General features: G+C 59.5%; 11 protein-coding genes. 6 read left to right on the forward strand and 5 right to left on the reverse strand.

Annotated elements, in window-relative coordinates:
* Positions 1 to 42: 42 nt before the first annotated feature.
* Together M0D69_RS26405 and M0D69_RS26410 are read right to left on the reverse strand one after the other, a co-directional pair.
* Complete coding sequence (locus tag M0D69_RS26405) at positions 43 to 1671, reverse strand: methyl-accepting chemotaxis protein (protein ID WP_301784814.1); 1629 nt, start codon at positions 1669 to 1671, stop codon at positions 43 to 45.
* Positions 1672 to 1844: 173 nt separating this feature from the next.
* On the reverse strand, positions 1845 to 3122 hold the full coding sequence (locus tag M0D69_RS26410) for an MFS transporter (RefSeq protein ID WP_301784815.1): 1278 nt from the start codon (positions 3120 to 3122) through the stop codon (positions 1845 to 1847).
* A gap of 334 nt (positions 3123 to 3456) precedes the next feature.
* On the opposite strand from M0D69_RS26410, the gene M0D69_RS26415 reads away from it, so the two are divergent.
* From M0D69_RS26415 to M0D69_RS26425, 3 genes are all read left to right on the forward strand, one after another.
* On the forward strand, positions 3457 to 4065 hold the full coding sequence (locus M0D69_RS26415; protein ID WP_301784816.1) for a TetR/AcrR family transcriptional regulator: 609 nt from the start codon (positions 3457 to 3459) through the stop codon (positions 4063 to 4065).
* Positions 4066 to 4181: 116 nt separating this feature from the next.
* Positions 4182 to 4991, forward strand: a complete 810-nt coding sequence (locus M0D69_RS26420) for an oxidoreductase (protein WP_301784817.1) — start codon at positions 4182 to 4184, stop codon at positions 4989 to 4991.
* 148 nt (positions 4992 to 5139) lie between these two features.
* The gene (locus tag M0D69_RS26425) at positions 5140 to 6141 is read left to right on the forward strand and encodes an NADP-dependent oxidoreductase (protein ID WP_301784855.1); all 1002 of its coding nucleotides are present in this window, start codon (positions 5140 to 5142) and stop codon (positions 6139 to 6141) included.
* A 115-nt stretch (positions 6142 to 6256) separates the two neighbouring features.
* Here M0D69_RS26425 and M0D69_RS26430 read toward each other — a convergent pair whose 3' ends face one another.
* Together M0D69_RS26430 and M0D69_RS26435 are read right to left on the reverse strand one after the other, a co-directional pair.
* A complete protein-coding gene (locus M0D69_RS26430) occupies positions 6257 to 7006 on the reverse strand; it encodes an Asp/Glu racemase (RefSeq protein WP_301784818.1) in 750 nt (249 codons plus the stop codon).
* A 45-nt stretch (positions 7007 to 7051) separates the two neighbouring features.
* Positions 7052 to 8404, reverse strand: a complete 1353-nt coding sequence (locus M0D69_RS26435) for an MFS transporter (RefSeq protein WP_301784819.1) — start codon at positions 8402 to 8404, stop codon at positions 7052 to 7054.
* 274 nt (positions 8405 to 8678) lie between these two features.
* Here M0D69_RS26435 and M0D69_RS26440 point away from each other — a divergent pair, with 274 nt between their 5' ends.
* From M0D69_RS26440 to M0D69_RS26450, 3 genes are all read left to right on the forward strand, one after another.
* Positions 8679 to 9605 (forward strand): LysR family transcriptional regulator, encoded by a 927-nt coding sequence (locus M0D69_RS26440; RefSeq protein ID WP_301784820.1) that lies wholly within the window; start codon positions 8679 to 8681, stop codon positions 9603 to 9605.
* Positions 9606 to 9746: 141 nt separating this feature from the next.
* Entirely contained in the window at positions 9747 to 10712 is a 966-nt protein-coding gene (locus M0D69_RS26445; protein WP_301784821.1) for a D-2-hydroxyacid dehydrogenase family protein, read from the forward strand.
* A 185-nt stretch (positions 10713 to 10897) separates the two neighbouring features.
* Positions 10898 to 11656 carry a S9 family peptidase gene (locus M0D69_RS26450; RefSeq protein ID WP_301784822.1) on the forward strand — a complete coding sequence of 253 codons (759 nt, stop codon included), beginning with the start codon at positions 10898 to 10900 and terminating at the stop codon, positions 11654 to 11656.
* 33 nt (positions 11657 to 11689) lie between these two features.
* On the opposite strand, the gene M0D69_RS26455 is transcribed toward M0D69_RS26450, so the two are convergent.
* Positions 11690 to 12580 (reverse strand): LysR family transcriptional regulator, encoded by an 891-nt coding sequence (locus M0D69_RS26455; RefSeq protein ID WP_301784823.1) that lies wholly within the window; start codon positions 12578 to 12580, stop codon positions 11690 to 11692.
* Positions 12581 to 12640 lie beyond the last annotated feature (60 nt).

The raw sequence follows: 12640 nt of genomic DNA on the forward strand, positions 1-12640 counted from the left end.
GCAAAAATCACTGAGCGCGTTCTTGTTCGCAAGGATGAGGTGCTAGAGGTGTGCCATGGCGGGCGTCACGCGCGCCATCCCAAAGTCACGCCCGCGAGCGTCCGGAGCGCCCGACGTGCCCGTGCGGAACACGGCCACCGCCGCGGTGAGGCGGCGTGCCTGATCTTCCAGCGAGCCTGCCGCAGCGGCCGCCTGCTCGACGAGCGCGGCGTTCTGCTGGGTCACTTCATCCATCTGCACGACCGCGATATTGACCTGATCGATGCCCGAGCTCTGTTCGATCGCCGCCGCCGCGATGTCCCCCATGATCGCGCTGACACTTGCGATCGCCTTGACGATCTCCGTCATCGTCGACCCTGAGCGCTCGACCAGTTGCGCACCCGATTGCACGCGCGCCGTCGATTGTTCGATCATGCCTTTGATCTCCTTGGCGGCTGTCGCGCTGCGCTGCGCGAGCGAACGCACCTCGCTCGCGACCACGGCAAAGCCGCGGCCTTGCTCGCCTGCCCGCGCCGCTTCGACTGCGGCATTGAGCGCGAGGATATTGGTCTGGAACGCGATCCCTTCGATTACGCCGACAATATCCGCCATCCGGTGCGAGTCGTCGACGATCTGATGTATCGTGCCGACGACCTGCTGAGTCAGCTCGCCGCCCTCCGCGGCGAGGCTCGACGCGCCTTGCGCGAGCGAACTGGCCTGCTTGGCGTTATCGGCGGTCTGCTTGACCGTTGAATTCAGTTCCTCGATGCTCGCTGCGGTCTCTTCCAGCGAGGCCGCCTGCTCCTCGGTGCGTTGGGACAGATCGGTGTTGCCCGACGCAATTTCGCGCACACCGGTATCGATCGATTCGGTCCCCTGGCGCACCGTGTTCACCGTCGCGATCAACGAGTCCTGCATCTTGCGCAACGCACTCGCGAGCTTGCCCATTTCGTTGTCGCTGCTCACGACGATGCGGCTCGTCAGGTCGCCGCTCGCAATGCGCTGGAATTGCGCGATGGTGGCATCGACCGGGTGAACGATCGCGCGCACCAGCACGATCCGTCCCAGCCATGAGAACAGCAGCGCCAGCACCATGCCCACCGCGACGGCGACACTGACGGCAGAAAAGCGATCGTGCGCGTCCTGATAGCGCTGCGCGCCGTGATCTATCTGCAGTTGCTCGAGCGTGAGCATCGACTTTTCGTAAGCGTTGTAGAGCGAAGGGAGCTTGTGAGCCTGCAACTGCTGAAACCCTGCCTTGTCTCCGGCCTTCAGCGCGGCCATCGCCGGTTCGATCCCGTCATGCAGGAACGTGGCGCGCTTGTCCTGCATGTCCTTGATCAGACGCTGCTCGTCGTCATCCGTCCCCGCGCTGCTCATATAGTGCGCAAGGCGGTCGTTCGATACCTTCAGATATTGATCGAAGCGTTTGAGCACCGCCGCTGCGCCGTCCTGATCGTTCAGATCGACGAGCGACGCATAGGTCGCGAGTGCAAGGCGCAGACGCAACAACTGTCCGGCGCTGCCCTCGAGATCGGCGACCGCGGGCGTGTCGACCGTGTACATCTGTTGCAGGGAAGCATTGCTCGCGCGCAACGACAGCAATCCAGCTGCTGCGCCAAGCAGCAGCACGATGCCGAAGAAGGCAATCATCACGCTCAAACAGGTGCGAATGGACAGGTTTTTCAGCATTTTCTTTTCCCTCTCTCTTATTTTCTCTGTTACACCGCGCTGATCGGCAAGCGAATGGCGCGCCGCGTGCGGATATGTTGTCTGCGTTCCCGCCGCGTGAGCCTCGATGTGCCAGGCAAATACCATTCGGCAGGATGCTTAACTGCTTACAAGAACCTTCACGGCTTGTCGCCTCACGCGTACTCTGCAGACGGCGGGTCGCTATCGGCTTCGTCCTCCAGCTGCAGGTCCGGCCGCATCGCGAAAGCCAGCAGCGTGCCGCTCAGCATCAGCCCCATCGACACGATGAACGGCAGATTCCAGTTTCCCGTGTGGTCGATGATCCAGCCGCCAACCACCGGGCTCACGATTGCCGCTCCCGCCGAGCCCATGTTCATGATGCCGCTCGCGGTGCCGGCGTATTTCGGTGCGATGTCCATGGGTACGGCCCACATCGGCCCGATCGTCATCTCGTTGAAGAAGAAACCCACTGACAGGGCGAGCGCGGCGAGGGGAATCGACAGCGAGTCGACAAGCATGATCGGCATGAGAGACAAAAGCGTGAGGAACATGCACGTCGAAACCATGATGTTGCGCGCGAGGCGCGGATTACCGGTTCGGCGCATGATGAAATCCGTAAGCTCACCGCCAAGCCAGTCGCCCAGCACGCCCGTGAGGAATACGCCTGACGCGAACAACGCCGACTTGCCGAGTTGCATGTGCTGGTGCTGGAAGTACTGCGGCACCCAGCCGAGGAAGAGCCACAGCACCCAGCCATAGCAGAAATACACGGCGGTGACGGGCAGCATGCGTCGAAGCAAAGCTCGCCAAGGTACGCGCGTGCTCGTTTGTGCCAGGGTGTACTCAGGCAGCCGGTCGGCTTCGGTGGAAGTCATCGAGCGATGCTCGCGCGGGTTGTCGCGGAAATACCAGACCCATATGACAGCCCACAGGACGCTCACCATGCCGGTGATGACGAACGCCCCGCGCCAGTTCGTCGCTAGCATGAGCCATGTGACGAGTGGCGGCGCGAGTGCATTGCCAATACGCGACGCTGCATGCGTAATGCCTTGTGCGAAACCGCGGCGCTCGGGTGTCGTCCAGTTTGACATTGCACGGGTGGCGGCCGGAAAGGTTGCGCCTTCGCCGAGACCGAGCAGCAGGCGGGCGAACACCAGCGAGACGAGGCCGCTCGCCAGCCCGGTCAGCACGGTCGCACCGGACCAGACAATCGCGCAGATCGTCAGCGTGCGGCGCGGACCGAAGCGATCGGCGAGCCAGCCGCCGAAGATCTGAATGACCAGATACGGATAGGCAAAGGCGGAAAATACGAAGCCGATTTGAGTATGCGATAGGTTGAATTCCTTACCGAATTGCGCGGCGGCGGTACTGACATTCACGCGGTCGATGTAGGTGATGCAGTACATGACGCATAGAAGGACGAGTACCTTCGTAGTAACGCGGCGAAACATGGGTAACTCTCCAGATGTCGGATCAAATGGTTCGCCTGGGGCAGGTTGTCCGGCCGCCTTAGCGCTAATCCACGCGCCGCATCCGCCTTGCCTGCCAGTCCCTGATGCCTTTGCTTCGTGCTCCCGCGACAATGTTTAAAGTACAGCATTCATTAGATGATATCGGCGACCCTAAGCTGAACTTGAGCGGGAAATAGGTGTTTCCTCGAATTGGCGTTTACCAAGCGGGATTGTGGGCGCGCGAGGCCTGGCCACATGTGACGCGATTCCTGGAGGACGATCTCTGGCGGGCCGTCAAACCCCTGATGCACAGCAAATTGCGCTGAAATGTTATATGATGGTCGTCATGAAAAAGCCATCGATCAATCGTAAAACCGTCAGCCGCAAGGAAATTACGCACGAGCGCATCGTCGAGGTTGCCGCGCGCGCGATTCGGCGCAGCGGCTACGACGGCACGGGCGTGGCCGACATCATGAAGGAGGCAGGCCTGACGCATGGCGGCTTCTATGCCCACTTCCCATCGCGCGAGGTGCTGCTTGCCGAAGCTGCTGACCGCGCCGGTGCTGAAGCCGTAGCCCTGTCAGAACATATCGCCGCCTCCGTGCCGCCAGAGCAGGCATTGCCCGCGATGGTGCGCGCCTATCTGTCGAAGGAGCATTGTGAAAACATGGAGACTGGCTGCCCGGTCTCCGCGCTTGGCTCGGAGATGCCGCGCCAGGCGCCGGTCGTGCGACGCGCGGCCACCCGCCGCATCAAGGAAATGATCGATGTCGTTGCGCGTCAATTACCTGATTGGGGCCAGCCGGGCGCGCACGAACAGGCGCTCATGACGGTGGCCACCATGGTCGGCACCATGGTGCTGGCGCGCGCCGTTGACGACTCCAAGCTGTCGGAAAATTTTCTTGAAGCCGCAGTAAAAAAACTCGCGTCCATTGATGCGTAAATCCTCCTGCCCGGTGCCGGTTTTTGTTGGATCAAAAATATGATGATCATAATATTTTAACAAGATAAATACTCAATCAACGACGTAAAGACATCCCTCAATATCGGAAGAACATCATGGAAACTGGAATAGCGCTCGTTACGGGCGCATCGTCAGGAATCGGCGAAGCCACGGCAAAGCGGCTCACGAAGGCCGGATACAAGGTCTACGGCACTAGCCGGCGCGGCGCACAAGCCGGCCAGCGGACGTTCGAGATGCTGCCGCTTGATGTGACCAGCGAAGAATCAGTCGAAGCTGCCGTCAAGGAAGTACTGCGCCTGCACGGCCGCATCGACCTGCTGGTGAACAACGCTGGCTTCGGCGTCGCCCCCGCCGCAGCAGAAGAGAGTTCGATTGACCAGGCCCGCGCGATCTTCGATACGAACTTCTTCGGGATTATCCGCATGACGCGCGCCGTGGTGCCTCATATGCGGCAACAAGGCAGCGGCCGCATCATCAACATCGGCTCTGTGCTGGGTTTCTTGCCCATGCCCTATATGGCGCTGTATTCCGCTACCAAGCATGCGGTCGCGGGCTATTCGGAGTCGCTCGACCATGAGTTGCGCACGATGGGCATCCGGGTATCGGTCATTGAACCTGCTTATATCAAGACGCTTTTCGACGCGAACTTCATGGCGCCCGATGCCCCCCTCGACGAGTACCGCGAGATACGCTCGGCCGTGGATAAGCGAGTGAAAGAGGTGGTCGAGGGCGCTGACGGTCCTGAGGTTGTAGCCGAGACCGTATTGCGGGCCGCCATCGCGGTTCGCCCGAAACTCCGCTATACAGCCGGTGGACTTGCCGCCCGTCTGCGATTGCTACGCAGATTTGCACCCGCCGGCTTGGTAGACGCCGGCATTCGCAAAGATCTGCGGCTCTCGACGTAGGCGGGGTTTCTGCCCTTTCCCGTAGAAAGGGCAGACTGCAAGGACGTGCTGGCATGGTCGTCGACGTCAATGCATGACCGTGCTGTGACCGATCTGCAGCTCTACATATTTGACGCAACGAAAAACTGACAAGGAACAAGGGAGCATGATGAAGGCATTCGTCGTTGATCGATATGGACGCAAGAATGGCATACGAGCCGGCGATATGCCGACGCCAGAGCCGCGCGAGGACGACGTATTGATCCAGATCCACGCCGCTGGCGTGAACCCTCTCGATTCAAAGATCAGGGATGGAGAGTTCAAGCTCATTTTGCCTTATCGTTTGCCGCTGATTTTGGGCAACGATCTGGCCGGCGTTGTTGTTCGCGTTGGATCGCGCGTACGACGATTCAAACCGGGCGATGAGGTTTATGCGCGACCGCACAAGGATCGCATCGGCACCTTTGCGGAATTCATTGCGGTCAAAGAGGATGGCGTGGCCCTCAAGCCCACAGCACTCACGATGGAGGAAGCGGCTTCAATCCCGCTGGTGGGATTGACTGCCTGGCAGGCGCTGATCGAAAAAGGGCAACTCAAGAAAGGGCAGAAAGTGCTCATCCATGCTGGCTCGGGCGGCGTCGGTACCTTTGCCATTCAACTGGCGAAGCATGTGGGCGCGACTGTCGCAACGACTACGAGCGCGCAGAATATCGAGCTCGTGAAGCGACTCGGCGCGGATATCGTCATCGATTACAAGAAAGACGATTTTTCGGCCATCCTGAAGGACTACGACGTGGTACTGGATACGCAGGGCGGAAATGCCCTGGAGAAGTCGCTGCGAGTGCTTAAGCCAGGTGGCAAACTCATCGGGATCGCCGGTCCGCCTGATCCTGATTTTGCTAAAGAGATGGGTGCCTCCTGGTTCCTGAAAACCGTGATGCGCTTTTTGAGCTATCGCATCCGAAAAGCGGCGAAGCGTCATGGCGTCAGCTATTCATTTGTTTTCATGCGTGCTGATGGAGGCCAGCTAAGCCAGATCGCTACGCTCATCGACGCAGGTGCCATAAAGCCCGTGATCGATCGGGTTTTCCCGTTCGAGTCAACCAAAGAGGCTTTGGCTTACGTCGAAACAGGACGTGTAAAGGGTAAGGTTGTCATCAAGATCCAATAGAAGGAGCCATGCCTGTTTGCTTCCTCGCAGAGGTCGCGGCGCGTGCGCCGCGGCAGTCCACATTGCCGCGTCGGGCAATTGAACATGGGCAAGCCGGCGCTGACTGCGTTGCCGATCACGCACCGGCAAGCAATGCTCCCGCGCCAGGGACGATCGGCTCAAGCTTGAGATGATCCAGCATGCGCCGGACGGTGCATACAGCAGTCGAGACGGTGCGGATTCCCAGCATGTCTTCGATGCGCTGAATCGCCGGCAATGAAGGCATTTGGACGCATGCGGACGCCACCACTACCTCCGCGCCTTCGGTGTTCAGGCCCCGAACGTCGTTGACGAGCTGCATCGGGTCGCGCAGACCGACTTCAAGGTTGTCGGGAATCTCAAAGCAGAGGGAATCGATTACCTCAATTCCTTCGTTTTCGATATAAGCGACAACGAGATCGGTCAAGGGCCGCATGTACGGCGCCATAAGCGAGATCCGGCGAGCGCCCAGGATCTTCAGACCTTCCACCAGAGCTCCCGCAGAGGTCATGACCGGCGCCAGACAGTGATTGGCACGAGCGACCTCCAACAGTTCGCGTTCAGTTTCCCGATGATATCCGGGCCCCATCGCCATGATCGCGACCAGGCACGCCGTGCTCATGACATCAACACGAGCGTCGGCGAGTTCCGCCGCGCAGCGCAGGCCTTCCTTGTTCATCGCGACCAATTCTTCCTTCGTGACCTTGTGCATTCTCATCCGACTCGAATGGAAAGTGAACCGCTCGGGGCGGATTGCTTCACGGGCACGCAACATGGCGGGGATTTCAGTTTCCATGGTCGTATTCGAGCTTGGAACGATTTGTCCAACACGAAAATTTTGAGGCATTTTCCTCTCCAGAATAGAGTTAGGTATCCAAAATTCTGAACTGTCTCAGTCCGGCATGCCTGCGCCACGCGTTTCAGGCAAGAACCATGGCAGCACGATGCCAAGCAGATACACCGAACCGAGTACCAAAGCAGCCTGCGACACGCCGCCGAACGACTTGATCATGCTGCCCGCAATGATCGGGAAGACCCATGCAATCAGGCGCGCCGCATTGAAAACGAAACTGATCGCAGTGGAGCGCACGCTGCTGGTGAAAAGTTCGCATGGGTAAATTGCCATCCAGACATAAGCACAGCCCAGGGTGAAGAAGCCATTGATCGGCGCCACGATCAACATCGCTTCGACACTCGTCGTCAGCTTGTACGTGACGAACGTTGTTACCAGCGAACCGACGAAAGTGAGCGACAGGAAGGCCCGCCGGCCGATTGCATCCACCACGAAGCCCGCGATCATGTAGGCCGCAATCGCGCCAATGGTGTACGCGATCGATATCTTCGAGCCCCACGACAAGGCGTCGGGGATACCTTCGGCTTTAGCGAGCGACACGGTGTAGGTCGGCAGCCAGCTGGAAATGGCCCACCAGCCGACAGTCGTAACAATCGACAGCACCAGCAGAAGCACCGTGCGGCGCAGCGCTTCCGGTTCACTGAACAGTTGCGTGAGCGTGAAGGGGCGCTTCCCGGATGCAGGCGCGTCGCCCGCAACCGGCTCGGTGCTCGTCGCGCTCCAGCGTTTCTCGCGCACCGCACGTTGCCATTTCTCCGACTCGTTGACTCCGCGGCGGATGTAGAGCACAAAGAACGCCGGGACTGCGCCAAGCACGAACATCAGGCGCCAGGTTTCGGCACCGAGTGGATGCCTCGACGAAAGCGCGTACCACACGACTGCCGCGATCAGCGTGCCCCAGCCGAAGCCCGATTGCAGGAAGCCTGCCCCTTTCGCGCGAGCCCGCTCCGGCCAGGTTTCCGACAGCAGCGCGACGCCCGTGCTCCATTCGCTGCCCATTGCGAGGCCAGTCAGGAAACGCAGCCCGCACAACACCCAGAAGGTTTGCGAGAACGCAGTCAAACCCGACAACACCGCATAGAGGAATACGGACCAGAGCATCATCCGCTTGCGTCCGACATAGTCCGCGAGAATCCCGCCGATCAGACCTCCCGCTCCCCAGCCAAGCAACGTAATGCCGATCACCAGACCCGCGTAAGTCGTGGGGGACTCGGCCTGCGCCGGCGACAGCACCGAATGCAGCATCGGCCCAAGAACAACGACGAGTGCCAGTGCTTCATAGCCGTCGAAAATCCAGCCGAGAAAGCTAGCTTTCAGCACACGCCAGTGCATCGACGTGAGACCCTCGTACCAATGAGTTGGTGAGCTCAAAACAACTTGTTTGTGTTCCACCTTTCGTCTCCTTCATATTTTCAACGGAGTTTTCATGCGTTCCGGCCGTGCAGGCTGATGTTCTGGCACTCAGGACAACGTCGCCTCCTCGACATAAAATCGCGATGCACGCTGCCCGGTCCCGCGCCTTGATCGATGATCCTGCGCCGATCGAACTCCATCGCACATAGGATGCCGGTTGCCGGGCGTATTGAAAATTTCTCAATGTTCAATACAGGCATCGCCAAACGCGATGGGTGCGAACCGAGCGGATATCCAAACCGAAGGAGCGAGGATGCGTGTTTCAACAGATCGGCCGCTGCGACTTGATATGGAATCCCTGCGCATTTTCGTGGCTGTCATCGAGGAGGGCAGCATTGCTGCCGCGGCGGCGCGCACGCATATCGTGGCATCGGCCGTCAGTAAGCGCATATCGGATCTCGAAGACGACGCCGGCACGCTACTGTTATATCGGCACAGCCGCGGTGTTCAAGCTACGCCTGCGGGCGAGGCGCTCTATCATCATGCGAAGCGGTTGAGCGAGCACTTGCAGCAAATTTCGGATGAACTGTCTGAATATTCGGCAGGATTGAGGGGGCATGCCCGGATTTATGTGAACTTTACCGCCATGGTCCAGTATCTGCCCGGTGCGCTGCGCTCCTTCCTGCGCACAAATCCGAAAGTGCGGATCGATATGGTCGAGAAATCGAGCGATGAAGTGGTGCAGGCGATTGCAAGCGGCGTTGCCGATCTTGGCATCTGCTCGGCCACCGAGGACTCTCTCGGCGATCTGCAATGGCGTCCGTACAGCATCGATAAGCTGGTCGTAATCGTGCCGTCGGATTATCGGCTCGCCGAGCACGCAAGCGTGACCTTCTCGGAAGTTCTGGACGACGACGTCGTCAGCATGCCGTACGGTACGTCCATTCCGAAATTGTGTCGCGCCGCCGCTGAGCGTGCCGGCAAGCGGCTTCGCGTGCGCATAGAGGTGACAAGCTTCGAGGGCGTGCGCAACATGGTCAGCGCGGGTCTCGGCATTGGCGTGCTGCCCAAGGGAAGCGTGACACCTTATATGCATTCGGCGCCATTTCGCGTCGTTGAACTTGACGAACCGTGGTCGCTGCGGCCGCTGTCAATAATCGCGCGCAATTTTGACACGCTGCCGCTTCCCGCGCGCATGCTGGTCGACCACCTCGACAAGCACCGAGGCAACGTGTCATGAAGCGCTAGCGCCATCGCCATCGCGGTTCGCGATGGGTGGCCTCGCTACATATTGATTTACGTCCTGGGCCGGGTTTCTTAGCATTCGTTCAGGGAAGTTCTGATCAAGGCACTAACCCTTTCAATTCCTGGAGCGCGCAACATGGACCCCAAATTTCCTGTCAAGGTAGCAATCCTCGACGACTATCAGAACGTCGCGCTGAGCATAGCGGACTGGTCGCCCCTTGAGAACCTGGCAGACGTTACGGTGTTCAACGACCACGTCGCCGATATCGGGAGTCTGATTCAACGCCTGCAGCCATTCGATGTCGTATGCGTGATGCGAGAACGCACGCCGCTGTCCCGCGTGGTTGTCGAAAGCCTGCCGAACCTGAAGCTGATCGCCTCGACCGGCCCAGGGAATGCGTCGATCGATCAGAAGGCGGCTGCGGAACGCGGCATCGAAATTCGTCATACGGGCTATTCGTCCACGCCGACGATCGAGATGACATGGGCGCTGATTCTCGCGATGGCCCGTAATATTCCCCTCGAGAATCAGTCGCTGCGTCAGGGAGGCTGGCAGCTTTCGCTTGGCGATGAACTCGCGGGCAAGACGCTCGGATTGCTTGGTCTTGGCCATATCGGCTCGGCTGTCGGCATCATCGGGCGGGCATTCAGAATGAACGTCATCGCATGGAGCCAGAACCTTACCGCGGAGCGCGCCGCGGAAAAGGGCGTGCAGCGAGTCAGCAAGGATGTACTGTTCTCCACGGCAGATTTCCTGTCGATCCACGTGCGGTTGAGCGAGCGAACCCAAGGTTTGGTCGGCGCGACAGAACTCGCGCAGATGAAACCCACAAGCCGGCTGATCAATACGTCCAGGGGACCGATCGTCGACGCTGCCGCACTGCTTGGGGCACTCACGACCGGTCAGATTGCCGGCACCGCACTGGACGTATACGACGTTGAACCGCTCGACAATCCGCACCCTCTGCGCGAATTGCCCAACGTGCTCGCGACGCCTCATATCGGCTATGTGTCGAAGGAGTTGTATCGCACCTTCTATGGCGATACTGTGCAGAACATCATTCGGTGGCTTGATGAAACCGGACGTTCTACGCAAGGCTAGCGGAGGAGATCCGGCTGCTGCATTTTTTATCCGGCTGACATATGCTGAAATTTGCACAATGACCCGGTTGCAGAATGCGCGATAAAAAATCGACAACCCGATGCGCTATTACCAATTTCAGCGGCAGGCTGCAGAAACTGCTGCTGCGAGTCGCTGTGCCAGCATGTGCTTTTGCATGCACTGTCGTGAGCGCGCTTCCGGCGTATTCGGGCGAACTGGTGCGGCTGCCGATACGCGCGCAGCAGACGCAGGCAATCTTCGTCGAACGGCCCTCTGCCGCGCCGCCATGGGTCATCGTACTGTTTGCCGGCGACAACGGTGCGGTCGCTCTCGACGACACCGGTCCTACGACACTGAGGGCAAATTTTCTCCTGCGGACCGCACAATACTGGATGTCTGCGGGCGACGCGTTCGCTATTGTCGATGCACCGTCGGATCGATCATCCGGCATGAATGATGAGTTTCGGCTGAGCGACGCTCACGCGCAGGACGTACACGTCATTGTCGCGGCGCTCAGGCAGAGCTTTCCAGCCGCAAAGATTGTGCTCGTGGGCACCAGTCGCGGCACGATTTCAGTTGGCAACGTGCTCAAGCGGGAGCCGCGGTTGGCCGACGCGTATGTCCTCACTTCGCCCGTCACAATCGGCATGAATGGCCAGTCAGGTCTCTCGGGTATGCGCTGGGAAGTCAACGCGACGCCGGTCCTCGTTGTGTCGAACGAGAATGATGGATGCCGGGTCTCACCATTTAGCGCGGCCCGTTCTCTCGCTGAGGACAGCCGGCTGCAGTTTCTGGCCGTGTCGAGCAGCGAGCGCGGCGGGCTTCGCGCTGGCGAATGCGGCGCCAAGTCGCCGCACGGCTTCCTCGGCATAGAGACCCAAGTGCTGTCGGCCATCTCCCGGTGGCTTGAGAGTCCGAGTTCGGTTGGCACCCCGTCGCACTAACTCATCGAAGAAATTATGACCAACACGGATCTGTCACTCCGCCGCTTCGAAAATCTCCCGAACCCATTGCGCGAACACCCGAACCCGTGCCGATAACTGCCGGTTCTGCGGATACAAAACCGAAACCGGCATGGGAGGCGGCGGAAACGCATTGAGCACGACCTTCAATTTCCCTGCCGATAATTCCCCCATCACCCGATACCGTGGCACCTGCACCATCCCCAATCCCGCCACCGCCGACCCCGTGTACAAATCCGCACCCGTAACCGACACCACCGCCGCAAGCTGCATCTCGACTACCCGGCCATCGACGGTAAATTCCATAGGCAAGATCCGCCCCGATCCACTCGATAAGTAGTTCACCGCCCGATGCGCACCCAGCGCCTCGAGCGTCTCAGGTTCACCAAACCGTTCCAGATAAGCGGGACTCGCCACCGTGACCTGCTCCATCAATGCGACGCGGCGCCCGACCATCGATGAATCCTGTAGCGTGCCCGCCCGCAGTACGCAATCGATCCCCTCGCGCACCAGATCCACCAGCCGGTCGTCCTCGCCAATCTGCAATTCAATCTCCGGATATTGCGCGATGAACTCAGGCAGCGCCGGCACGACGAAATGCTTCGCAAGCGTCCCCTGCAGATTCACGCGCAGCAGACCCTTCGGGGCGACATTGCGAAACGATCCCTCCGCTTCCTCCATATCCGCGATCAGCCGCACGCAGCGCCGGTAAAACGCCTCGCCGTCGTGCGTCAGACGCACTGTGCGCGTCGTGCGTTCGAGCAGCCGCGTTCCAAGCCGTTCCTCCATGCGCTTTAAAAGATTGGTCACAGTGGCGCGCGGTATCTGCAAATCGTCCGCGGCCTGCGTGAAGCTGCTGCGCTCGGCGATACGAATAAACACCTGCATTTCCTGAAACCGGTCCATAAGCAACTCGCGAGCTCAAATTGTTGAAGTAAATGGAACGATATTACCAAATTGATGCTA

Source organism: Caballeronia sp. SEWSISQ10-4 2, from assembly GCF_030464885.1.
Classification (GTDB): Bacteria; Pseudomonadota; Gammaproteobacteria; order Burkholderiales; family Burkholderiaceae; genus Caballeronia.

Bases quoted from the DNA above. Each gene is read 5' to 3' on its own strand.
- M0D69_RS26405 (WP_301784814.1), bottom strand. From the start codon at position 1,671: ATGCTGAAAAACCTGTCCATTCGCACCTGTTTGAGCGTGATGATTGCC.
- M0D69_RS26410 (WP_301784815.1), bottom strand. From the start codon at position 3,122: ATGTTTCGCCGCGTTACTACGAAGGTACTCGTCCTTCTATGCGTCATG.
- M0D69_RS26415 (WP_301784816.1), top strand. From the start codon at position 3,457: ATGATGGTCGTCATGAAAAAGCCATCGATCAATCGTAAAACCGTCAGC.
- M0D69_RS26420 (WP_301784817.1), top strand. From the start codon at position 4,182: ATGGAAACTGGAATAGCGCTCGTTACGGGCGCATCGTCAGGAATCGGC.
- M0D69_RS26425 (WP_301784855.1), top strand. From the start codon at position 5,140: ATGAAGGCATTCGTCGTTGATCGATATGGACGCAAGAATGGCATACGA.
- M0D69_RS26430 (WP_301784818.1), bottom strand. From the start codon at position 7,006: ATGCCTCAAAATTTTCGTGTTGGACAAATCGTTCCAAGCTCGAATACG.
- M0D69_RS26440 (WP_301784820.1), top strand. From the start codon at position 8,679: ATGCGTGTTTCAACAGATCGGCCGCTGCGACTTGATATGGAATCCCTG.
- M0D69_RS26445 (WP_301784821.1), top strand. From the start codon at position 9,747: ATGGACCCCAAATTTCCTGTCAAGGTAGCAATCCTCGACGACTATCAG.
- M0D69_RS26455 (WP_301784823.1), bottom strand. From the start codon at position 12,580: ATGGACCGGTTTCAGGAAATGCAGGTGTTTATTCGTATCGCCGAGCGC.